This is a genomic window from Marinomonas sp. TW1, from assembly GCF_001625355.1.
GTDB lineage: Bacteria > Pseudomonadota > Gammaproteobacteria > Pseudomonadales > Marinomonadaceae > Marinomonas.
This window is the reverse complement of record NZ_JSEE01000002.1, coordinates 101,110-122,743: the sequence shown is the minus strand read 5'-3', so window position 1 is coordinate 122,743 and position 21,634 is coordinate 101,110. Positions and strand designations below refer to the sequence as shown.

General features: G+C 44.1%; 21 protein-coding genes and 1 tRNA gene. 7 read left to right on the top strand and 15 right to left on the bottom strand.

The window, feature by feature from the left end:
* Positions 1-17: 17 nt before the first annotated feature.
* Positions 18-356, bottom strand: a complete 339-nt coding sequence (gene glnK, locus OA79_RS02190) for a P-II family nitrogen regulator (RefSeq protein WP_013795072.1) — start codon at positions 354-356, stop codon at positions 18-20.
* A gap of 475 nt (positions 357-831) precedes the next feature.
* Between glnK and OA79_RS02185 the strand changes: the two genes are divergently transcribed.
* A complete protein-coding gene (locus tag OA79_RS02185; protein ID WP_063331575.1) occupies positions 832-1,071 on the top strand; it encodes an accessory factor UbiK family protein in 240 nt (79 codons plus the stop codon).
* A 2-nt stretch (positions 1,072-1,073) separates the two neighbouring features.
* Here the strand turns inward: OA79_RS02185 and OA79_RS02180 are convergent, their stop codons facing one another.
* A complete protein-coding gene (locus tag OA79_RS02180; RefSeq protein ID WP_063331574.1) occupies positions 1,074-1,295 on the bottom strand; it encodes a TIGR02450 family Trp-rich protein in 222 nt (73 codons plus the stop codon).
* A gap of 129 nt (positions 1,296-1,424) precedes the next feature.
* Between OA79_RS02180 and OA79_RS02175 the strand changes: the two genes are divergently transcribed.
* A complete protein-coding gene (locus tag OA79_RS02175; protein ID WP_063331573.1) occupies positions 1,425-2,945 on the top strand; it encodes a YifB family Mg chelatase-like AAA ATPase in 1,521 nt (506 codons plus the stop codon).
* 50 nt (positions 2,946-2,995) lie between these two features.
* Here the strand turns inward: OA79_RS02175 and OA79_RS02170 are convergent, their stop codons facing one another.
* The 5 genes from OA79_RS02170 to OA79_RS02150 form a co-directional block, all read right to left on the bottom strand.
* The gene (locus tag OA79_RS02170) at positions 2,996-3,451 is read right to left on the bottom strand and encodes a hypothetical protein (protein ID WP_063331572.1); all 456 of its coding nucleotides are present in this window, start codon (positions 3,449-3,451) and stop codon (positions 2,996-2,998) included.
* A 15-nt stretch (positions 3,452-3,466) separates the two neighbouring features.
* A complete protein-coding gene (locus OA79_RS02165) occupies positions 3,467-4,366 on the bottom strand; it encodes an NAD(P)-dependent oxidoreductase (RefSeq protein ID WP_063331571.1) in 900 nt (299 codons plus the stop codon).
* 241 nt (positions 4,367-4,607) lie between these two features.
* Entirely contained in the window at positions 4,608-6,131 is a 1,524-nt protein-coding gene (locus OA79_RS02160) for a tripartite tricarboxylate transporter permease (RefSeq protein ID WP_063331570.1), read from the bottom strand.
* 37 nt (positions 6,132-6,168) lie between these two features.
* The gene (locus tag OA79_RS02155) at positions 6,169-6,621 is read right to left on the bottom strand and encodes a tripartite tricarboxylate transporter TctB family protein (protein ID WP_063331569.1); all 453 of its coding nucleotides are present in this window, start codon (positions 6,619-6,621) and stop codon (positions 6,169-6,171) included.
* Between the two features lie 80 nt (positions 6,622-6,701).
* Positions 6,702-7,655, bottom strand: coding sequence for a tripartite tricarboxylate transporter substrate binding protein (locus OA79_RS02150; protein ID WP_063331568.1), 954 nt, complete (start codon positions 7,653-7,655; stop codon positions 6,702-6,704).
* 229 nt (positions 7,656-7,884) lie between these two features.
* Here OA79_RS02150 and OA79_RS02145 point away from each other — a divergent pair, with 229 nt between their 5' ends.
* The 4 genes from OA79_RS02145 to rep all read left to right on the top strand — a co-directional run bounded on the left by OA79_RS02145 (position 7,885) and on the right by rep (position 12,950).
* Positions 7,885-8,664 (top strand): IclR family transcriptional regulator, encoded by a 780-nt coding sequence (locus OA79_RS02145; RefSeq protein ID WP_063331567.1) that lies wholly within the window; start codon positions 7,885-7,887, stop codon positions 8,662-8,664.
* Positions 8,665-8,735: 71 nt separating this feature from the next.
* On the top strand, positions 8,736-9,506 hold the full coding sequence (locus OA79_RS02140) for a hypothetical protein (protein WP_063331566.1): 771 nt from the start codon (positions 8,736-8,738) through the stop codon (positions 9,504-9,506).
* A gap of 215 nt (positions 9,507-9,721) precedes the next feature.
* On the top strand, positions 9,722-10,636 hold the full coding sequence (locus OA79_RS02135; RefSeq protein ID WP_063331752.1) for a bile acid:sodium symporter family protein: 915 nt from the start codon (positions 9,722-9,724) through the stop codon (positions 10,634-10,636).
* A 265-nt stretch (positions 10,637-10,901) separates the two neighbouring features.
* Positions 10,902-12,950, top strand: a complete 2,049-nt coding sequence (rep, locus tag OA79_RS02130) for a DNA helicase Rep (protein ID WP_063331565.1) — start codon at positions 10,902-10,904, stop codon at positions 12,948-12,950.
* Here rep and OA79_RS02125 read toward each other — a convergent pair.
* Positions 12,947-13,300 carry a c-type cytochrome gene (locus OA79_RS02125; RefSeq protein ID WP_063331564.1) on the bottom strand — a complete coding sequence of 118 codons (354 nt, stop codon included), beginning with the start codon at positions 13,298-13,300 and terminating at the stop codon, positions 12,947-12,949. The genes rep and OA79_RS02125 overlap by 4 nt on opposite strands.
* Before the next feature lie 200 nt (positions 13,301-13,500).
* On the opposite strand from OA79_RS02125, the gene OA79_RS02120 reads away from it, so the two are divergent.
* Positions 13,501-13,577, top strand: a tRNA-Arg gene (locus tag OA79_RS02120).
* A gap of 41 nt (positions 13,578-13,618) precedes the next feature.
* On the opposite strand, the gene OA79_RS02115 is transcribed toward OA79_RS02120, so the two are convergent.
* Genes OA79_RS02115 through OA79_RS02085 form a run of 7 tightly spaced genes read right to left on the bottom strand, consistent with a single transcriptional unit; the run spans position 13,619 to position 21,545 of the window.
* Positions 13,619-15,370, bottom strand: coding sequence for an ABC transporter ATP-binding protein (locus OA79_RS02115; RefSeq protein WP_063331563.1), 1,752 nt, complete (start codon positions 15,368-15,370; stop codon positions 13,619-13,621).
* Between the two features lie 2 nt (positions 15,371-15,372).
* Complete coding sequence (locus OA79_RS02110) at positions 15,373-17,145, bottom strand: ABC transporter ATP-binding protein (RefSeq protein ID WP_063331562.1); 1,773 nt, start codon at positions 17,143-17,145, stop codon at positions 15,373-15,375.
* A complete protein-coding gene (locus tag OA79_RS02105) occupies positions 17,135-18,148 on the bottom strand; it encodes a siderophore ABC transporter substrate-binding protein (RefSeq protein WP_063331561.1) in 1,014 nt (337 codons plus the stop codon). Before OA79_RS02105 ends, OA79_RS02110 begins: the two co-directional genes overlap by 11 nt.
* Positions 18,148-18,921, bottom strand: coding sequence for an iron ABC transporter ATP-binding protein (locus OA79_RS02100; protein WP_063331560.1), 774 nt, complete (start codon positions 18,919-18,921; stop codon positions 18,148-18,150). Before OA79_RS02100 ends, OA79_RS02105 begins: the two co-directional genes overlap by 1 nt.
* On the bottom strand, positions 18,918-19,865 hold the full coding sequence (locus OA79_RS02095) for an iron chelate uptake ABC transporter family permease subunit (RefSeq protein WP_063331559.1): 948 nt from the start codon (positions 19,863-19,865) through the stop codon (positions 18,918-18,920). The genes OA79_RS02100 and OA79_RS02095 overlap by 4 nt, the downstream gene beginning before the upstream one ends.
* On the bottom strand, positions 19,862-20,845 hold the full coding sequence (locus OA79_RS02090) for an ABC transporter permease (protein WP_269447810.1): 984 nt from the start codon (positions 20,843-20,845) through the stop codon (positions 19,862-19,864). The genes OA79_RS02095 and OA79_RS02090 overlap by 4 nt, the downstream gene beginning before the upstream one ends.
* A 13-nt stretch (positions 20,846-20,858) precedes the next feature.
* Complete coding sequence (locus tag OA79_RS02085; protein ID WP_063331558.1) at positions 20,859-21,545, bottom strand: TetR/AcrR family transcriptional regulator; 687 nt, start codon at positions 21,543-21,545, stop codon at positions 20,859-20,861.
* Between the last annotated feature and the right edge of the window lie 89 nt (positions 21,546-21,634).

The following is a 21,634-nucleotide window of genomic DNA, read 5'->3' as shown; positions in this document are numbered from 1 at the left end:
AAAATATTCGAACCGTATTAAACGGCTTCTACGCCAGTTTCGCCGGTACGAATACGAACCGCTTGCTCAAGGTTAACGATAAAGATTTTACCGTCGCCGATTTTGCCAGTATTTGCAGCACCACTAATGGCTTCAACCACTTGGTCTGTCATGTCGTCTGCAATGGCTAGCTCGATTTTTACCTTAGGTAAAAAGTCCACCACGTATTCCGCACCGCGGTATAGTTCTGTGTGGCCTTTTTGACGTCCGAACCCTTTCACTTCTGTTACCGTGATGCCTTGAACACCGATTTCAGAAAGTGCCTCTCGAACATCATCGAGTTTAAATGGCTTGATGATGGCAGTTATAAGCTTCATACCCACTGTCTCCTTTAAAAGTCAGTTTTATTGTCGTATCGCAGGTAGATGTCTTTATTCAATATGCGTGCCATCTCTTGAACAGCCCAAGTGACAAGGGCTTTGTAAGGATTTTGTCGGCTTATTGAAATTAAAAAGGGCAGGGAATAATTGATTTGGTGCAGCATATTGGGGTGTGTCAAATGAGGCTTGCTTTAAGTTGGTGCAAAATGTCATCTATCACATAGCATTATTCTATCCTTTCGCTCTATCTGCTTGCTCCTAATACAAAAATAGACAAGGCTGTAGCAGAACTGAAAATGACGAAAAAGGCCATATAATGATAACTAAATGGTCAACCTGCCGTTTTTACTGCACAAAAAAAAGGCGTGAATGAGTGTGTTACTGAGCTTGTTTGTACCTTTACTCGACCACTATACTAGACAAATGATTCGTACTATTTAAATAAGCCCTATCAGGGAGCAATGAGAGTAAAATGATTGATCAATTTATTAAACAGTTAGGCACTGGTTTGGAGCAGGCAGCGGAAACCTTAGGTAAGCTGCCGAAAGAAGAAATTCAAGCTCAGTTGCATCAAGTGGCACAAGCCACATTAAGTAAAATGGACTTGGTGACTCGCGAAGAGTTTGAAGTACAGGCAGCGATGTTGGCTAAATACCGAGAAAAGCTAACCGCTTTGGAAGCGCGTTTGGCGGAATTGGAAAGCGATCAATAAGCTTATTTCCAGCCTTGTTGCCACAGTTCCTTTGTGCTGAGGGATTGCCAAGGTAATCTATATTGTTGGTGATTGATAACGGCCTCCAATACACATTCGATTACCTTGTCGTCCTCATCACGGATGAGTTCAGTCACAATAAAGTGTTTTTCCTTTTGTTGTGGTGAATGGGATGTCCATTTAGAGAGTAATAATTTATTCGGGTTAATTTGATGCTTTGACATGGTTTATCCTGTTAATCCGCCGTTGTTAACTTATTGTTCCAAAAGAAAGACGTAAGTCATAAGCAATACGCGACAAACGCTAAGTTAGATGACCTAGCGAGAATACTATCAAACGATCAAGGAGTGATCATGAGTTTAGCTACTATTTACAGTCGTGCCCGTGTTGGTGTGGCGTCCCCTCTTGTTACTGTCGAAACTCACATTTCCAATGGTCTGCCTTCTCTTAATATTGTGGGATTACCTGAAGCGGCTGTTCGAGAAGCCAAAGATAGAGTACGCAGTGCCATTATCAACAGTCATTTTGAGTTTCCTACTCGCCGAGTCACGATTAACCTCGCGCCTGCCGATTTGCCCAAAGAAGGCGGGCGCTATGATCTGGCGATTGCTATTAGTGTGCTAGTGGCCTCTGGACAGCTCGGAGAGTTGAATCTAGGTGATACAGAATTCATTGGTGAGTTAGCGTTATCTGGTGATATTCGTGGTGTCTCCGGTTTATTACCTTCGGCGATTGCTTGTCACCAATCGAATCGACAACTGATTCTTCCGGCGGATAACCAAGCTGAAGCCGCACTAGTGGAAGGGCATTCTGTGTTCGCCAAACATTTAACGCAAGTGACAGCACATTTACTCAAGCAAGCAGCATTGCCTTTTTGTCAGGGGCGTCCTGAAACGGATATTGCTATGCGCCAAGCGTTTAAAGATATGCGCGATGTGAAAGGGCAATACCAAGCAAGACGAGCGTTAGAAGTGGCGGCCGCTGGTGGCCACAATCTGTTGTTTATCGGCCCGGCAGGCACAGGGAAAACCATGTTGGCCTCCCGACTTCCGAGTATCATGCCACAAATGACGGAAGCTGAAGCCTTGTCTGTGGCGTCGGTGCAATCTGTAGCAGGTCGTAAAATGGGGCAAGATTGGCATTGGTCAGAGCGACCTTTTCGTTCGCCTCACCATTCCTGTTCGGCGGCGGCTTTAGTGGGCGGTGGCTCAATACCCAAACCGGGCGAAGCATCGTTGGCTCATTGTGGCGTGTTGTTTTTAGACGAATTGCCTGAGTTTGATCGTAAAGTATTGGAAGTGTTACGTGAGCCTTTAGAAAATGGTGAAGTGCATATCTCGCGGGCTCGTGGGCAGGTGACTTTTCCTGCTAGATTTCAGCTGGTGGCCGCGATGAATGCCAGTAATGAAGCGTATCGTGGGGGGCAAGATTATTATCAATCCAGTGCCAGTCAAAAGTATTTAAAGAAACTCTCAGCGCCGTTTTTGGACCGCATTGATTTGCATGTGGAAGTGCCGCCGTTGCCGTCTGATGTGTTAGTGAATGCGCAGGAAGAGGGCGAATCAAGCGACAGTATTCGCTTGAGGGTGGAGCGGGCGGTAGCGCGACAAAGGACTCGGCAAGGTGTTCAAAATGCCCTGTTAAGTGGTCGTCAACTAGAAGCCATTTGCGCGCTAAGTGAAGAGGATAAACGTTTCATGCAGCAAGCCTTAGACACACTAAAGCTGTCTGCACGAGCCTATCATAGGGTGTTAAAAGTCGCTTTAACCTTGGCGGACTTAAATGACACCCCTGTGACGAGAGCACATCTAATGGAATCCCTCAGTTATCGTAAAATGGAGAAAACATTGGCCAATCTCCAATCCAATGCTTGAGATGTTGATGACCTATTACCTGATGACGTATTTGTCACCAGGTAAATTGTCTAGGCTTGATGTTGTTGATGAATCATTAATTGCTCAAAACTCATGGCGACCCAGCTACTGACCAACATATCGAACCATTGCTCAACGCCACTGCAAGCAACCACCAAATCGCCATAGACGAAAGCACCATAGAATGGCAGATCGTCATCTTTAAGAGAGGAAGGATGCTGTACCTGCAAATGCAAGTTGTGTCTCTGAGCTCGCCATGCTTGTTTGGCTTTGTTTCGGGCAAAATCATCAAATGGCTTTTCCCATGGCGCACCGCTTTTGATGGATTCTTGGTATAGGATCGCCTCATCAAAGTCACCTTCCCAAGGTTTCAATCTAGGGTCTAAAATGACAATGTGTAATTCTGATCGAATACTGCGCTTAAACAATTCATCGATGGCTGGACGCACCAAATCGATGGCTTGTTGGGCAATCTCTTGATGTGAATGTTTGTGATTCTTATGCATGATAGAGTTCCCGCATTAGGCTGGTTTAAAAGCGGATTCAAAAAAGTCCACCATGACAGGGACATCTTTATCACCATAGCCTTGTGCCACAGCAAGAGTAAGAGCATGGCGGGTTGCTGGGCTGATAAAACTAGGAACATCGAGGCCATCGACCATGTTTGAGTAGTACCCCAGATCTTTACGTGCATTGGCGATTGAAAACCCCAGCTTATTGGCATCACCGTCTACCGCGTTGGCTTTCACGAAGTCCATCATTGGAGAGTGCAGAGGACCACTCGACATAATGTCATAGAGTTTTTCTCGTGACACGCCTGCAACGTCCGCCACAGCGAACGCTTCCGACATCGCCGTGGCCAATGTCATACCAAAAAAGTTATTGATCAGTTTGACTGTGTGACCCGCCCCTAAATGACCTAAGTGGAAAAGGTTCTCGCCCAAATCCTTTAGCACGGGGGAAAGTGCTTGGAAATTGGCTGCTGTGCCACCGACCATAAGATTCAATAAACCTTGTCGAGCGTGTGCTGGTGTGCGACCAATTGCGGCGTCCATGCATTCCGCTCCAACCGCATTCAATTCCGCGCCGATTCTTTGTGTGGATTCTGGAACCGAGGTGCCAAAATCGATCACCACACTGCCTTTTTTGACACCAGCAATGACGCCATCAGCACCATACATGACATTCTCGACCGAAGCCGATTTATCAACACATATCATGATTATGTCCACCGCTTCGGCTAGGGTTTTGGGACTGCTCGCTTCTAGTGCGCCTCGTTCGACTGCCGCGTCAATGGGAGTACGATTATTCCGTCCCAATACATGCATTGGATAACCAAGGTCAAGAAGACGTTGCACCATAGCGGAGCCCATAAGTCCCAAGCCGATAAAGCCAATTTTTGGTAGCGTTTTCTGTGTCATAATAAGATCCTTTATTAACATATTTAGTCAGCCAAAGTGATTTGGTTTGACTTGAAAGCAAGCGATAAACCGAGCGAGTTCGATCGTCTCCGTTGTTCGCGATGAGTGTTTTAATTGAGTGAAACTGGGCGGCCAAAATCCGTCGTTTCAAAAACGACAATGGCTCTTGGCAAGGCATAGAATGGCGGCGTTTAATTAGGGTGGTGCATGGACCATCATTGGTGCGTTTAACATGATGCCTTTATCCCTCTTGGTGCTGACTTTCTGTCTGCATTCGTGCTTCGATTTCTTTAATTTTCTTAAACCTTCGATAGCCTGAATACACCATGATGACGGCTAGAATAAGAAAGGCCGCACTGATTGGACGGGTCACAAATATGCTCAAATCATCTTGTGAATACATCAATGAACGACGCATGTTCTGTTCGGCCATAGGGCCTAAAATGAGCGCCAATAGTACTGGAGAAACAGGGAATTTGGCTTTGCCCATAAAATAAGCAATCACGCCGATGGTTAATGCTAAGCCTACGTCGAAAAAGCTGAAACGCATTGAGTACGAGCCGACAATGCACAGCAAGAAAATGACTGGGGTCAGTATACGAGTATCAATATTAATGAGTTTGGCGAACAGTCGTGCACCGCTCAATCCCACAATTAATAAAACCAGCTGACACAAAATCATACCGGCAAATATTGGGTAGACGACGTCCAAATGGTCTCTAAATAATAGCGGCCCAGGCTGAAAACCATGAATGGTTAAAGCCCCAAGTAATACCGCTGTTACAGCATCCCCAGGAACCCCTAGGGTCAGCATAGGGATCATTGCGCCACCAGTGGCCCCATTATTAGCGGCTTCGGGTGCGGCAATGCCTTCTAGTGAGCCTTGGCCAAATTTTTCTGGGGTTTTTGACGTACGTTTGGCTTCACCGTAAGCGATGAACGCGGCAATGTCGCAGCCTAGCCCCGGAACACTGCCAGTAACGGCTCCCATACTGCCCGATTTTGCCATGGTGGGCAGTAATGAACGGACTTCCTTAAAAGGTGGCAATAGACGACCAACTTTCGACTTTACTTGAGGGACTAATTCCATGCGCTCAATGTTTCTGAAAACCTGAGCAAAACCAAACATACCGATCAGTGCTGGAATAAAGGTAATGCCACCTAATAGGTTTTCATTGTTAAAAGTAAAGCGTGGTACGCCTGATAGAGGATCAAATCCAATGGTGGTAATGAGTAAACCAATTAAAGCGGCAATCGCTCCTTTTAATAAGGATTCACCTGAAATTGAAATGATCATAGAGAGACCAAAAATGGCCAATGCAAAGAATTCAGGTGGGCCAAACAGTAAGCCAAATTTGGCTATTTGTGGTGCCATAAACGCCATTATCAGTGCGCCTATCGTGCCACCCACAAACGAGGCGATGGTACCAATGCCGATGGCTTTACCAGCTTCGCCGCGCATGGACAGAGGGTGACCGTCCAATAGTGTGGCCGCCGCAGCGGGAGTGCCTGGGGTGCGGATCAAAATAGCGGATATGGAGCCGCCATATATTCCCCCTGTAAAAATCCCCATTAGCATAAGGAGCCCCTGCACGGGAGGCAAAGAGAAGGTAAAAGGAATAAGCAAGGCACACCCCATGGTGGCCGTTAATCCTGGTAAGCAACCTACCATGATGCCTGCGGTCACGCCCATAAGGATGAATAGCAGACTGGATAAGTCACTGAAAATGGTTTGAAATGCCTCTAATAAATAAAAAAAGCTCATCTCAACTTACCTTTTAAAAAACGGGTGATGAAAGTCTTCATAAGATGCCCTCAGGTAAGGGGATTTTGAGGAAAACAGAGAAAATGCCATAAATGACGCTGGCCACACTCAACGCGGTGATGGTTAATACAATTTGCTTACGCTGTCCTAGGTAGAACATAACGGCATACAAGAACGCTATGGTGGCAATAAAGAAGCCGACAAAATTCATTGCAAATACATAAATGATGGCCAATGCTAACGTCACGCTGGCTTTGATAAAGCCGGCTTTATTAATGCTCTCTATACTGGCGGTAGTATGGCCTTTCAATGCTTGATATATCAGCCCAGCAGACGCTAAAAATAATAGGCAGGCAATGGCTTGAGGGAAAAAGTTAGGACCATAGCTGTTTACTCCTCGACCCGAGAATTCAAAGGCATAAATAAAGACGGCTAGGCTGATTAGGCACAAACCAATCCCCGTCAGTAAGTCAATTCGATTGGATTTCATGATGATTCTCCCAAAACCTGTTCAAACAAGAATGCAGTGCTTTGAACAGGTTTAACTTTGGCTTGAAACGAGTTTTAGGGTTATCGAATTAAGCCCACAGCGTCCAAGGTTGGCGTCAGTACTTCTTCCATGTTGGCGAGGAACTGTTCAAACCCTGCGGAATCTTCGTAGACCAATATGAGGCCGACATCTTCACAGTACTTACGGAATTCCGGGTCATCAAACATCTTTTTAAACCCTTCTTTTAAGAACTGCTTGCGATCTGCAGGAACATTCTTTGGCAAGGCAAGACCACGCCAATCTAAAACAGGCGCATCAATTTTATAGCCTGCTTCAGCCAAGGTCGGAACGTCAGGAAATGCCGGGTGACGTTGTAGCGCATTGACCGCCAATACTTTTACTTCACCTGCTTCATGCAGCTGTTTGACTTCATCAATGCCTGTGGCCGCGAGATCAACATGTCCACCTAGCAAGGCAGAACGAGTAGGAGCGCCACCATCAAATGGAATAAAGTTAAATTCAGTGTCATACATCACGCCAAGTGCTGCGGCAGATAAATGCCATGCAACCCCTGCGCCTGTATGGCCTAAGGAAACGTCTCTTGGATTGGCTTTGGCATGTTGCATGACTTCGTCAAGGCTGTTCCATTTTGAATCCGCATTGACACTGAGGCCCGCTGAGCTTTGGTTCAGTAGTTGCAATAAATCAAAATCTCGGTAGGTGAGTTGTGATAAGCCCATAAGCTTGTAGGTGCTTAGTCCAAAGGTAATTAATCCTACGGTATAACCGTCAGGACGAGCCATTTTGGTTGCTCCCATACCAACAATACCTTGTCCACCGGTTTTGTTGACGACATTCACATTAACACCAATATGCTGTTTGGCATTTTTGACAAGGGCCCGTGCTATGGTGTCTGTTCCACCCCCTGCGGACCAAGGTACGACAAGAGTTATATCTTTTTCTGGGAATGCAGCGAAGCTGGACGAGCTGAAAGCAAGTATTGCAGCAGCGGCAAGACATAGAGTTTTCTTCATGGCTGTGTCTCCTTCTTGTTTTTTTTCTTAGCCTTATTCACATGATTTAAGGGGGAATACCTTAATACTTGTGAGTTCGTTTCTTTATTTGAAATGGTGTTGCTTTATATTGAACGCAAATTAAAACTAATACTTTAAATTCAGAGCGTCAATAAAATAATCCGTTTTACAGAAAAAAATTTACTAATTAGAAATGTTGTTTCATAATATCAAACGAAAAGGAGGGGTTATGACAACAAAATTGAACACGATTGGTAAAGCCATTGCGGTACTTGAAGCGATTCGCGACGCAAAAAAACCGTTAAGCATGAAAGAGATTGCAGAAACCTTGATGCTAAATAAATCGTCTTTGCACCATCATATGAAAACGTTGGTGGAGTTTGGTTACCTGCAGCAAGATGTTGAGACGCGAAAATATGAAATCGGCTTAAATTTAGTGCGTGTTGGTCAAGCGTATTTACAACGGTTGGATGTCAGAGAGCGCGGTCACGCTTACCTTGAAGAGCTGAGTAAAGCCTTAAACCAAACGGTACATATGCTGGTGCTGGATCAGAATGAAGTGGTGTATGTTGATAAAGTGGATGTTCAGCATCAGGCGGGGGCTTTGCATTGTGCTTCTTTCATCGGTTTACGAACGGATGTGTATTCAACAGCATCAGGCAAAGTACTGCTCTCCAATTTAGAATTGGGTGCCCTTAAAAATATTCTAGCTTCTCTTGAACCGCATAAAATTACGCCGTTTACGGAAACCGATATTGAAAAATTTGAAGCGCAGCTGCTACTGACAAAAAATCGTGGTTATGGGTTGGATCTTCAGGAGCATGCTATGGGGCTTCAGTGTATTGCCGTGCCTGTATTGAACCTGCATTCGCAATGTGTGGCGGCAATCAGTGTATCTTGTCCGCTAGCAACCATTTCCACTGAGCAGCTAGAAGGCGAAGTGTTGGAGCAATTGCGTACTACGGGTCGTAAAATATCAGCGGCGATGGGGTACATAGGAAGCGAGTAGAGCGGAGTACTTTCATGATTTCTAGTGAGTGTATATAGTGTACTGAACAGGGAACGCAAACCAGAGGCATCATGAAGACTTTCTTTTTGGCCGCTTTATTGACACTTTTTTCCTCCATCGTTATGGCGAATGATCGAGGCTTCGATCTTGAGATGGGACCATATCTGTCCTACATGGACTATAGTGAGCATGGTGATGTCAGCCAATACGGGGTGTTGACGGGTGTGTTGGCCCGCTATTCTTCTTATTATAATTTTTCTGTTTTATTCGTTGATGTGTCTTACGCCAGTGATGACATTAGTCAAAAAGGCGCTGGCAAAATTAAGTCAGTGAAGAATGAAGTCTATGACTTACGAAGCATGATTGGTCGGGCTTTGTATGTGAATAACCGTTATCGAATTACGCCCTATTTAGGGTTGGGCTACCGACGTTCTCTTTTGGATTCTCGAGGCAAGCTATCCAGCACGTCTATTGAAGGTTACAAGAGCCAACAAACCTACCTTTACAACCCTATTGGTATCGAATTTCAAGAACTGGTGAACGAAGCCGGTTGGGCGTTAGGGGCGCGCATTGAATACGATACCGTGCTGTTGGCAAGAAATGAAACACGGCTCTCCGCTGCTGAAGGGTATCGAGACATAGAAACCGATTTAACCAAAGCGCGTGGCTACCACTTTTATTTGCAGTTACAACGTTTATTGAACCCAGATGGTGGGGGGATTGTGATTGAACCCTTTTACAAATACTGGCAAGCAAACGACGCCGAGAAATCAGGTTTAGCGGCGAATACGGCCAATCATTCTTCTAATGAGTGGGGCGTCTCCCTTTTATTGTCTTTTTAATCTTCGCTATTTTCCAGTTCTCTATTCTTCAACACCTCATTTGGTTACAATTCCGCTCCCAGTTTTGTTTTCTCCTTTTCAGAACAATGACTTTCGTATTCTGGAAGACCTTTTTCCTATACACATAGTGGACTGGAAGGCGTGAATTGGGAATCAATAATAATGAATGGCAGCCATGTGGTGGACATGATGTTGTCAAAATGGAGTTTAAAAATATGGTAATTCAGTTATTCCCTCTTTGGGCTATTTTGCTTTCAGTATTGGCTTTTTTCCAACCTGATCTGTTTGTTGGTTTGAAGACTCAAATTGTTCCTCTTCTTACGGTGATCATGCTGGCAATGGGGTTAACCCTGAGCCCTAGTGATTTCAAACAGGTGTTAAAAAATGGTAAAGCAGTAGGCGTGGGCGTATTGCTGCAGTTTTTAGTCATGCCAATCGCGGCTTTCGGTGTGGCGTTTGCGTTTGGTTTCGATAGCGAGTTGACGGTTGGCATGTTGCTGGTGGGCAGCGTGGCAGGTGGTACATCATCCAATGTGATGTGTTACTTAGCAAAAGGCGATACTGCGCTGTCTATTTCTATGACGGCCATCTCGACTTTATTAGGCGTCGTCTTAACGCCTCTACTGGTCTCTTTGATGATAGGTCAAAGCGTGGATGTGCCCGTTGTGTCCATGTTGTGGAGCTTGTTTAAAATTGTGCTGTTACCGGTAGCCGCTGGGGTATTGATTAACACTTTCTTCGCTCAATATGTGCGCAAAGCAGAAGTGGTGTTTCCTTATATTTCCATGTTCGCCATTGTATTAATCATTGCGATTGTGGTGGCATTGAGTGCATCGAAAATTGTTCAGGTAGGATTGATTGTCGCAGCAGCCGTGATTATTCATAACAGCATTGGTTTGTTATTAGGTTACTGGGTCACCAAAGCCTTGGGCTTTGATGCTCGCGTGTGTCGTACCATTGCGTTTGAAGTTGGCCTACAAAACTCAGGTTTGGCCGCGGCGCTGGCAGTGAAATTCTTTACGCCGATGGCGGCATTGCCAGGTACCATCTTTAGTGTTTGGCATAATATTTCTGGTTCGTTATTGGCCAGTTATTGGAGCCGTCGCTCTGTGGACAAAACTGACGCTTAATCGAGTATCTTTCAGTGAATAAAAACGGGTAGCTTGGCTACCTGTTTTTATTGGTATTAAGTCTGCGTTTGCTGCTGACTATCCGGATGAAATTCGAGTTTTTAGTGAGTTTAATAAGTGACAAAATGATGTCATATTGAAAGACCAACGCGAGTGTACTGAGCCATTCAATAGAGCCATTTTTAAAGTGGTGTTGTCTTTGTATCGAACCTTGGCTCCTCTCTGGTGTAGAATGGGTCTTTTATCCGTTCAGCTGTGAGCCTATATGAGTGAATCCTTACCTTCCATATCACAACGCATGCGTAATCTAAATGATCGCCAACTCGAAGCGGTAAAGCAGATTGACGGGCCTCTGCTTGTGTTAGCGGGCGCAGGATCGGGTAAAACCAGCGTAATCACCACGAAAATTGCCTATCTGATTCAAACATGTGGTTTCAAGGCCAGCAGCATTATCGCGGTCACCTTTACCAACAAAGCGGCGCGAGAAATGAAAGAGCGTGTGGTGGGCATGCTGAGTAAAGCCGAAAGTCGAGGGTTGAGCATTTCGACCTTTCACAATTTAGGGCTGCGCATTTTACGCCGTGAATACCGTCGAGTGGGTTTAAAAGAAGGCTTTACTCTCTTCGATTCACAAGACTCCTTGTCGCTGATTAAAGAAATTTTGGACAAAGAATTTAATGGTCAAACGGATTCCGCTGCCCATTGCCAGCACACTATTTCTAATTGGAAGAATGATCTGACCACGCCGCAAGAGGCGATGACCAATGCGGACACAGAGGAATACCTTCTCGCGGCACAAGTTTATGCGCAATATCAACGCTACCTTCGTGCTTACAATGCGGTGGATTTTGATGATTTGATTCTGTTGCCTGTCAGTCTCTTGATGTCGGATGAAGAGTTAAGAGATAAGTGGCAGAAGAAAGTTCGTTATCTCTTGGTGGATGAGTGTCAGGATACCAATGCCAGTCAGTACGAATTGATTCGCCTCTTAGCTGGCTTCCGTCGTTGTTTCACCCTAGTGGGTGACGATGACCAATCCATTTACGCTTGGCGTGGGGCGCGACCCGAAAACCTAGAGCGCTTATCGGTGGACTATCCGAATTTGAAATTGGTCAAACTGGAGCAAAATTATCGTTCCACTAAAACCATTCTGAAAGCCGCCAACACCTTAATCGCCAATAACCCACACGTGTACGATAAATCCTTATGGAGTGATTTGGGGTTAGGGGATCCGATTCGAGTGATGGTGACGCGCAATGAAGATGCCGAATCCGAACGTGTCGCTGCCGAAATTCAATCTCGTCACTTGCGTCATGACATTCCTTATCGGGATTTTGCCATCCTCTATCGAGGTAACCACCAAGCACGCTTACTGGAAATTAAGCTGCAAGCCTATCGCATTCCATACAAGATGAATGGTGGCACATCCTTCTTTTCTCGCGCTGAAATCAAGGATTTGATGGGGTATTTGCGTCTTTTAGTGAACCCTTCGGACGATAATGCGTTTCTGCGTGTGGTGAATTTACCGCGTCGAGAAATTGGTCCTGCGACCTTGGAAAAAGTGGGCAATCTTGCCACTGAGCGTCAAGTCAGTTTATTTGAAGCGTCTGGGTACAAAGAGCTGGAAGAAACCGTTACTGGTCGCTCTCTAAAAAGTCTGCAAGATTTTGAGCGTTGGATGTCAACCTTGCGACAACGCCTGCAAGGGGCTTCGCCAGTGCCTGTGATAGAGCAAATGATTCATGACATGGATTATTATGGCTGGATTCAAGAACAAAGCTCGTCAACCAAAGCCGCTGAGCGCCGCATTGAAAACGTACGCTTTTTACTGGATTCCATTCAGCGCATGATGGAATCCGCTTGGGAAGAAGACGAAAGTGCAGAACTGGACCAAGCCATCAGCAAGCTCTTGTTAATCGATATGTTAGAGCGACAAGAAGAAGAGGAAGACGAAGACAAGGTGCAACTGCTGACCTTACACGCTTCCAAAGGGTTGGAATACCCCCATGTGTTTCTGATTGGCTGTGAAGAAGAGTTACTGCCGCACCGTAACAGCATTGAAAACGATGATATAGAAGAAGAGCGTCGCCTGGCTTACGTAGGGATTACCCGAGCAAAGCGAACTTTATGCATTACCTTAGCCGCAAAGCGCCGTCAGTATGGTGAAGAAATTGACTGTCTCCCTAGTCGTTTTCTGGATGAACTACCAGAAGAGGACCTAGTATGGGAAGGTCGTGGCGATGAAGGCGAAAGTGCGAAAAAAGAGCGTGGACAAGCCTCGTTATCCGCATTGAAAGCCATGTTAAACGATTAGCTATTGTCTAACATAAATTGAATCGCCGCTTGAATTTCGTTCTCACTGCAATTGGAGCACATGCCTTTTGGCGGCATGGCGTTCAAACCTTCAATGGCATGCTTCAACAAGGTAGGCATGCCTTGTTCTTTTCTCGGTAGCCAATCCGCCTGGCTCCCTAATTTTGGCGCGCCCGCCACACCGTGCATATGACACGCTACGCAAAACGAGTTAAATATTTTACCGCCAGACCGTTCAGTGGAAGCACTTGCGCTCAATGCTGCAGAACTAATCATCATGCCAGTCAATAAAAGGAAGAGGTGGGTGGCCTGAGAAAAGATGGAATGGTGCTTAACGCTTTGATAAAGCATGTGGATCGGCTTCCTATAAAATCCAGCGTAAGGGAACTGGGATGAATTATCTGCCACTTTTACGATGAGGTAAATGCAATGGATCAAACCGCTGGGATAAAACACCCATTTTTCTGCGATTAAGCACTGGCATCCTGCGTGATTTCCTTTAGAATACGCACTCCAATTTACTTCTGATCGGTCGATCAAAAGTGTCTAATGCGCCCGTAGCTCAGCTGGATAGAGCGTCGCCCTCCGGAGGCGAAGGTCGAAGGTTCAAATCCTTTCGGGCGTGCCATTTCTTTAATCCACTGGCAGGGATGGCTTGATCTTCTCTGTTTACTTTACGACCTTCCATTTCTTAATTTTATGTTGTTGTTTTAGAAAGTGACTGTAAAGGCCATTTGAGTCGGATAACAGATCCGGAGACCCTTGCTCTTGTATATGTCCGTTTTCTAGAAAAATGATTTGATCGGCCATTTCAATGGTCGACAGTTGATGCGAAATAATGATTAGGGTTTTTTGGCCACGTAACCGAGCAAATGTTTGGGTAATAATGGCTTTATTTTCCGTGTCTAAAGCGGCGGTTGCTTCATCAATTAATAAGATTGGTGTATCTTTCAATAATGCGCGAGCAATGGATATACGTTGACGTTCTCCGCCTGATAACCGTGCTCCACCTTCCCCTACCAAGGTGTTCAGGCCTTCTGGGAGGCGCGAGATGATTTCAGTGACGCCGGATAGTTGAGCAACTTCCTTTATTTCAGCATCGCTAGCGTCTGGTTTACCGATACGAATATTGTCAGCTATGCTACTTTGAAATAAATAAGGTGTTTGGAAAATCTGACTGATTTTTTCACTCAATTGTTCATTAGACATTTGTCGTAAATCAATGCCACCAATGCTGATACTTCCTTCGGTGACATCAAAAAAGCGTGATATTAATGACAGTAAAGTGGTTTTACCTGAACCAGAAGGGCCAATCAGTGCAGTCATACTTCCAGGTTTAATACTTAAGTTGATGTCATGGATGGCGCTCTGTTTGTTTTCTGGGTAAGTAAAACCAACGCCATTTAGAGTCAGGGTATGGTCTTGAGAAAATTGAGGTTTTTCGGGCTCTGGCAATGGTTCAATATCAAGAATTCCCTGTACGTCTTTGAGTTGATTGCGAGCGCCTCGAATGGCTTCACTGTAGCCTGTCACATCTAGTAGTGGCTCAACAAAGCGGTTAACAAGTAATAAAGACGTAATAATACTAATGAGTATTTCATTGGTATTGGTTACGCCTATGACTGCAGAGCTGTTAAATGATAACAAGGCTGTAATCATTAAAACGGCAAGAATTGCTTGTACTACCCAAGCGTTAAGTATCACTGACATAACTGAAAGGTAGATGATTTTCTTGCTGGATTTTTTTTGTGACTCGAATGCTTTTTTTAGAAAATCTGTACTGCTTCCTTCACCGTTAAATGCTCGTAGTACAGACTGTGCTTGTGAAAATTCAATAATGCGATGACTAACTTCAGCGGTATTATGATGAAACTCTTGATCTATGCGCTGACCTAGGCGTGCTGTTATGATAAACACAATGGCCAGTAAAGGCAGTGAGAATAGGGCAATTATTCCCATTTTCCAGTTGATCGAAAACAGACTCAACACAATAATCAACGGAGTCATGGCGCCACTCAACACTGGCGTAAAAACGTGAGCCGGAAGTTGTGCTATTTCCATTATACCTTGGGAAATAACCTGGCTGAGACGAGCGGTATTATGAGAGTTAAACCAACCAAGGGGTAACCGTGATATATGATCGCCTAATCGATGGCGACCGCCTTGCAAAAGGGCAATACCGACTTCTATACCAGCTTTTTCGACTCTTAGCCGCCAACGCCAACACACTAAGGCACCCATTAACAAAACCACCAACCAAATGACAGTATTGATTGTCTCGCTGAGTAAAAGGTAACGAAGCAGAGGCACTAATGAAATAATGGTAAGTCCATTAAGCAGTCCATAAATAATGGCCATAGACGCGTAACGTCGGAATTTTGATGCGTCTTCTCCTAATAATTGGAGCAAGGTATTTAACATAATTAAAGTGCCTCTAAGGGGGCTTGATAATTTCCTAACGACCACAATTGAGCATAACGGCCATGTATTGATAGTAGGCTTTCGTGTGTTCCTTGTTCTCTTATTTCACCATTTTCGAGAACAACAATCTGGTTTGCGGTCATAATGGTGTCCAGTTTATGAGCAATAACAAGGACGGTTCGTCCTTGAGAAAATTGAGAAAGAGACTCTTGAATAACGACTTCATTTTCAGCGTCGGTCGAGGCGGTTGCTTCATCAAGCACCAAGATGGGTGGATCTAAAAGAATAGCGCGTGCAATACTTACTCGCTGCTGTTCTCCCCCCGAAAGGGTTATGTCTTCGCCAATAATGGAATCGTAGCCTTTTGGTAAATCCATGATACGTTGGTGAATATTCGCTGCACGCGCGGCTTCTTCAACATCAAGTCGTGTCGCTGATGGACGCCCTAACGCAATATTGTCGTGCAAACTAGCGTGAATGAGGCGAACCTCTTGTAATACGAAACCTATACGTCGATAGAGCTCCGTCGTGTTTATGTCTCTTAAATCAACGCCTCCAAGCGTAATAGAACCTTCTGAAGGATCAAAGAAGCGTAAGATTAACCGTGCTAATGTGGACTTTCCTGAACCTGAAGCACCAACAATAGCGGTAACGGTATTCGGAGTAAGAGTTAGATTAATATTTTTCAATACTGCATTTTGATCATCATAAGCATAACTGAGGTTATTAATACAAATCTGGTGATTAACCATATGGTTGCTTTTTTCTACTGTTGGTTGTGTAAGAACAGGCGTTTCTAATAGTGCTTGCAATCTATCTGCTGCCGCTGTGGCGTGAGCTAAATTATGGGTGCTAAAGCTTAATAGCATTAAGGGAGATGAAATTCCTGGTGCCACAAGAATAAAAGGAAGTAGATCAATAGGATCCATCCAATTAAAACTCACAAACAAGGTGCCGAAAGTGAGTACCGTACCCAAAACGGTTATTGGGGCGATGACTGCATTAGCATTTGCTAAGGGGGCTACTAATGGGCGAGTAAAATTCAAAAATCCTTGTAGGAAACTGTCCACTGCTTCATGGTATCCCTTGTGGGCTTGGCCACTTACCGCGAAGGATTTAATTACTGAAATCCCGCCAATAAACTCAGTAATGGCGTTGTTGATGAGAGCTTGCCCTGATATAAACCCTTTCATACGTTCTTCACTAATGGCTTTTTTGGCAGCACCGAAGATCAAATAAAAACAAGGGAAGGGGATGAGAGATACAATTGCCATGCGCCAGTCCATTAGGAACAGGTAAATCACTGAGAGTGAAATAACGCCATAACATCTGCCTCTAGTGCTATAAAAGTGAGCCGTTAATTCATGTAATGAACTGATGTCATCCTGCATCGCTTGTTTAACATCGCCTGATGCTTGATTTGTAAACCATCCTAGTGGCACTTTTGTGAGGCGTTGCAATACTGACCGTCGTAGACTATGCGTAATCTTGTGGTCCGCAAGGTGGGCAAGCAGCTCACTTGTCACGATTAAAAGAGTGCCAATAACTAGGCTTAGCAAACTGATTCCCATGACCCACCATATTTCAGACTCTATATTTGCTTGAAATAAAGTGGTCGTTGTATTGGGGTTACCTATTAAAAGCTTGGCGATATAAGCAATTCCGGCCAATGGCACAAGTGTTAGCATGGCGCCAAGGCCAGCTAGGACCATTACGAAAAGTAATGGTCCTCTTATGGGCAGTAATAACCGATCAACAGGGGACTTATTTGTCATTGAGATATCCCTTTAGCACATCATCAATGATAATTTCCAGAGATGTTACGCCAGCACCAGTGATGTACCAAGCTTCGGAGTCTACAAAAATGACTCGATTGTTTTTCCAAGCATTCGTTTGACGAAGTAGTGGATTATCCATGTTTTCTAGGTTGAGCCCTGAGTGTTTTTCCATCACGGCGGTTCGATCTAGAACATAAATAATGTCGGGATTATTCTCATAGATAAATTCACTGGAAATAGGCTGTCCATGCAAGCCAGCTTCCATGGGGGAATAGACGGGCTGGACGCCCAAGGCTTCGAAGACAAAACCATAACGCGACTTTTCACCTAAGAAGCGATAGGCGCCATTATTATGGATCACTATCATTGCTTTATCTGAGTGGTTTTGAATAATGGATTTGGCGTTCGCCACTTTAGCTTCAAGCTCAGACGCTTTACGTTTTGCAAGGGCTTCTTTGCCAAAAATTTTACCAAGTGTTAGTAGGTGATCTTTTACGATATCAAAGTGGTTGCTACCACTGTCTTTATAATTCACATCAAAATATAAGGTGGGTGCTAACTTTGATAGCTGTTCATAGTGACTAGCATGCAGTGGTGAAATAAGTATGAGGTCTGGTTTAAGAGAGTAGATTCGATCCATATTTGGTTGCACTATCGCGCCAAGATCTACTATCTCTGGGTCATTTACGTAATCTGATAAGTATTCAGGCGCAAAATCTTTAGGCATACCTGCAACGGCGATGTCCAAGACATCGAGTAAATCAACATCATTCATACCAAGCGCAGCGACTCTATGAGGACGATGTTGTAGAGTAATTGTCCCCAATCTATGCTCAATGGTCATTGGCGCAAAGTCATTTTTCGATGATTGAGCCATGTTTGTGTCATGCATGTTATTTTTTTGCTGGTCACAACCATAAATTAATGCGGTTGATATGAACAGAAAGGTCATTACCAAACTATTTTTTCTGACACGTCGTCTATTTGTGAAAATGTCCATTAAAACTCCTCCTGTGGATGAAAGTAATTGCATACGATCCCATGTTTACTTTGTAAAATTTCAAATTCTATTTCATACAATGCTTTTAAGTTTTCTTCCGTAACGATGTTTTTTACAGAGCCTGAGTCATAGACATTGCCTGATTTCATTGCAACAATGTGATTGGAATAATTGGCTGCAAAATTGATGTCGTGAATAACCAAAATGACCGTTCGGTTCTGCTCATCACATAGACGACGAAGGGCCCGCATTATTTCAACCGCGTGCTTCATGTCTAGATTATTCAATGGTTCATCTAGTAGCAGATAGTCAGTTTCCTGCGCGATGGTCATTGCCAAAAAGGCCATCTGTCGCTGGCCTCCACTCAGTTCATCAATATAAGACTGGCGTAATGGTTCCAGTGATAGGAACGAAATTGCATTATCAATGGCTTGATGATCTTCCTTGGTCAGTGAACCTCGGCTATAAGGGAAACGGCCAAAGGCGACGAGCTCTTCGACAGTCAAACGCATGGTAAAATCTTGAGACTGGCGCAATGTCGCGACTTGTTTTGCAAACATACTAATGCGAATGTCGGTTATGTTCTGTTCATTGATAAATATCTCGCCAGAATCCACTTTTAATAAGCGACCAATCATCATTAATAGTGTGGTTTTCCCAGCGCCGTTAGGGCCAATGAGCGATGTAAGTTGACCCGCTGGAAAGCTCGCGCTCACATTGTTTAGCACGGATTTTGTTCCATAGGATTTATGAATGTTATTGACATGAATCATGAGGCTTTCCTTAGGCGTAAAATCAACATGAGAAAATACGTCCCACACATCAAATTGACGAGAATTCCCACTGTTGTCTTATAGTTAAATAGGTGTTCAACCATGATTTGAGCTATCAGGAAGGTCGCGATCGCTATTGCGCATCCCGATGGCAAAGTCAGGCGATGCTTGGGGGAACGGGCGATCATATAAGCAGTATTGGCTACAAAAATCCCCATAAAAGCCGTTGGACCAAGTAGGCTGGTAGATGTCGCCACAAGTAACGCGATCAAAGCAAAATGCCGTTTGATAAACACTTGGTAATCAATACCAAGCGATGTCGCTTGATATCGACCTAATGAAAGTACATCAAAAGTAGGCAGTGCCTTCCATATTATGATGCAGACAGCCCCGACTAAAACGGCTGCTATTGTCAGTTGACTTAGCTGTGCTCGGTTAAAAGACGCTTGGCTATAACTAAGTAATAGAGAGAATTCTCCGGGACTGATACTAAATTGAATTAATTGGGTAAAAGCACTTAATAGAAGCGTCAATACAAGCCCAACAAGCAGAAGTAAATAAACATTGTTATTTTCACCAGCAAGCAACCAACGGTGAATTACCCATGAATACAGCAGCATAATGCCAATGGAAAGGAAAAAATTACTGTTTTTATCAATGACGATTTGGCTTTCCATACCCATATACAAGACCAATAGTGATTGGAATAAAAGGTAGATGGCTTCATAACCCATGATCGCTGGAGTGAGTATTTTATTCTCTGTAATTGTTTGAAAAGTGATCGAAGAAAACGCAATGCAAACGCCTCCAATGATGATGGCCGCCAATCGGGTTATCCGGTTTGGAATGATGTAGTTATAATCGAATTCGGCACCCATAAAAACAAAAGTTACCGCTAGTATGCATACCAGTATCCACAGAAAATACCGTGCAAAATTCATCATTTTTTTGTTTTCCAGATCACAATAAGAAACATGAATCCGCCAACACAACTAGCGGTCAAGCCAATAGGGATTTCAAAGGGGTACAATAAAAGACGACCAAAAATGTCACATATGAGTAATACCGATGCACCTCCTAAGGCAATAATCGGTAACGTTCGTTTTAGATTATCGCCATAAAACATGGCGGCTAAATTGGGGATAATTAGCCCAACAAAAGGAATGGCGCCTACTGTAATGACGACTGAAGAAATCGTAATGGCCACTAAAATAAGACCTAAAGCAGTGACCCCTACGTAATTTAAACCAAGGCTCGTTGCTAACGTCTCTCCCATGCCGACAATAGTAAAGCGATGAGCAAATAAATAAGTAAGAGCTACTATTGGAAAAATGAAATAGATAATTTCATAATGTCCTTGAACCACCCTTGAAAAGTCACCTAATAGCCAGCCTTGCATGCTTTGCAATATGTTATTTTGATAGGCGTAAAACTCAGCGATAGCACTTAAAATAGCCCCATACATTAAACCAATAACGGGAACTAACACGGCATTTTTAAATCGGATAAGGCGAATAATGGTGATAAAAAATACGCTAGAAATGAGACAGAAAACCAATGTAGAAAGCATTTTCCCTACGATGCCCAACGTGGGGAAATGAATAAGCGAAATCAGAATGCCAAGTTTTGCGGCATCTAACCCTCCTGACGTTGCGGGTTCAACAAATTTATTACGGACAATCTGTTGCAGAATCACGCCACAAACCGACAGCCCGACACCAGCTAAAATAAGTGACATAAGTCTTGGGAAGCGGCTCGCTGTTAAGGTTAACCAAGCCTCGCTGGAGAAGGACATGATCTGTGATAAATACAGCTGCTTAGCACCTACTAAAAGAGAAATTACACATAAGATAAAAAAAAGTAATCCTATGAAAAGCATATTTATCGATGTGTAGATTTTCTCATTGGTAGTATGTTTATACATTATTCACTTTCTTTTATAGGGGGGTGTGACGTTCACGAGCTATGGCGATACCATCTAAGGCAATGTCTCGTTTACGTTCCCACCATGCTCTAGGGCCTGCTTTCATAATATTCACCATAGCGTTTATTTGTTCAGCTCGTTCTGGTGAGTTATGTGCTTCTGTTTCCCATATTTCAATCATGCGCTCTATACGAAGACGGCCATCTTGCTCGGTTTTCACAATAGACCACCAGCCGATGAAGCATTCCTTCACCATATCCACTAACATATCCACTGCGACAACGGCTTCATCTAATGGAAAGCCTTTTTCTTGTAATGATTTGACTGATTCTGCAAAAGATAAAATGCCATTTTGGGGGGCGATTTCAGCTTGATTTAATGCCTCTGCAAGACCTGGATGTTTATCATATAAAGCCCAAATAGAGTCGGTTAGAACAACAAGTTCTTCTCTCCAGTTTACGGTTTCTGGCGCTCGCCACTCGAGCTCTTCAATGGCAATTTCGGCGGCCATTGCAATGATTTCATCACGGCTCTTTACGTGGTGATATAGCGAGGAGTGATCCACCCCAAGATGCAACGCCAGTGTCGGAATAGTGGCTTTATTGACGCCAATCTCCAAAGCGGCTCGTGCAATACTTTGACGAGTTATTTTACTTGGGCGTCCACGTTTACGTTTTACTGGGGTTGAAGAATCTGTCATGCATTTGTCCCTATGTTTATTAGTAATAAAGGCGTGAAGTAAAACTCATGAAAAGGGATGAGCGCAAGCCTCTCCCTTTTCATATAGAT

What these genes read in the sequence shown, in the direction of transcription:
- glnK (WP_013795072.1), bottom strand. Translation starts at nt 356, where the DNA reads ATGAAGCTTATAACTGCCATCATCAAGCCATTTAAACTCGATGATGTT.
- OA79_RS02185 (WP_063331575.1), top strand. Translation starts at nt 832, where the DNA reads ATGATTGATCAATTTATTAAACAGTTAGGCACTGGTTTGGAGCAGGCA.
- OA79_RS02180 (WP_063331574.1), bottom strand. Translation starts at nt 1,295, where the DNA reads ATGTCAAAGCATCAAATTAACCCGAATAAATTATTACTCTCTAAATGG.
- OA79_RS02175 (WP_063331573.1), top strand. Translation starts at nt 1,425, where the DNA reads ATGAGTTTAGCTACTATTTACAGTCGTGCCCGTGTTGGTGTGGCGTCC.
- OA79_RS02170 (WP_063331572.1), bottom strand. Translation starts at nt 3,451, where the DNA reads ATGCATAAGAATCACAAACATTCACATCAAGAGATTGCCCAACAAGCC.
- OA79_RS02165 (WP_063331571.1), bottom strand. Translation starts at nt 4,366, where the DNA reads ATGACACAGAAAACGCTACCAAAAATTGGCTTTATCGGCTTGGGACTT.
- OA79_RS02160 (WP_063331570.1), bottom strand. Translation starts at nt 6,131, where the DNA reads ATGAGCTTTTTTTATTTATTAGAGGCATTTCAAACCATTTTCAGTGAC.
- OA79_RS02155 (WP_063331569.1), bottom strand. Translation starts at nt 6,621, where the DNA reads ATGAAATCCAATCGAATTGACTTACTGACGGGGATTGGTTTGTGCCTA.
- OA79_RS02150 (WP_063331568.1), bottom strand. Translation starts at nt 7,655, where the DNA reads ATGAAGAAAACTCTATGTCTTGCCGCTGCTGCAATACTTGCTTTCAGC.
- OA79_RS02145 (WP_063331567.1), top strand. Translation starts at nt 7,885, where the DNA reads ATGACAACAAAATTGAACACGATTGGTAAAGCCATTGCGGTACTTGAA.
- OA79_RS02140 (WP_063331566.1), top strand. Translation starts at nt 8,736, where the DNA reads ATGAAGACTTTCTTTTTGGCCGCTTTATTGACACTTTTTTCCTCCATC.
- OA79_RS02135 (WP_063331752.1), top strand. Translation starts at nt 9,722, where the DNA reads ATGGTAATTCAGTTATTCCCTCTTTGGGCTATTTTGCTTTCAGTATTG.
- rep (WP_063331565.1), top strand. Translation starts at nt 10,902, where the DNA reads ATGAGTGAATCCTTACCTTCCATATCACAACGCATGCGTAATCTAAAT.
- OA79_RS02125 (WP_063331564.1), bottom strand. Translation starts at nt 13,300, where the DNA reads ATGCTTTATCAAAGCGTTAAGCACCATTCCATCTTTTCTCAGGCCACC.
- OA79_RS02115 (WP_063331563.1), bottom strand. Translation starts at nt 15,370, where the DNA reads ATGTTAAATACCTTGCTCCAATTATTAGGAGAAGACGCATCAAAATTC.
- OA79_RS02110 (WP_063331562.1), bottom strand. Translation starts at nt 17,145, where the DNA reads ATGACAAATAAGTCCCCTGTTGATCGGTTATTACTGCCCATAAGAGGA.
- OA79_RS02105 (WP_063331561.1), bottom strand. Translation starts at nt 18,148, where the DNA reads ATGGACATTTTCACAAATAGACGACGTGTCAGAAAAAATAGTTTGGTA.
- OA79_RS02100 (WP_063331560.1), bottom strand. Translation starts at nt 18,921, where the DNA reads ATGATTCATGTCAATAACATTCATAAATCCTATGGAACAAAATCCGTG.
- OA79_RS02095 (WP_063331559.1), bottom strand. Translation starts at nt 19,865, where the DNA reads ATGATGAATTTTGCACGGTATTTTCTGTGGATACTGGTATGCATACTA.
- OA79_RS02090 (WP_269447810.1), bottom strand. Translation starts at nt 20,845, where the DNA reads ATGTATAAACATACTACCAATGAGAAAATCTACACATCGATAAATATG.
- OA79_RS02085 (WP_063331558.1), bottom strand. Translation starts at nt 21,545, where the DNA reads ATGACAGATTCTTCAACCCCAGTAAAACGTAAACGTGGACGCCCAAGT.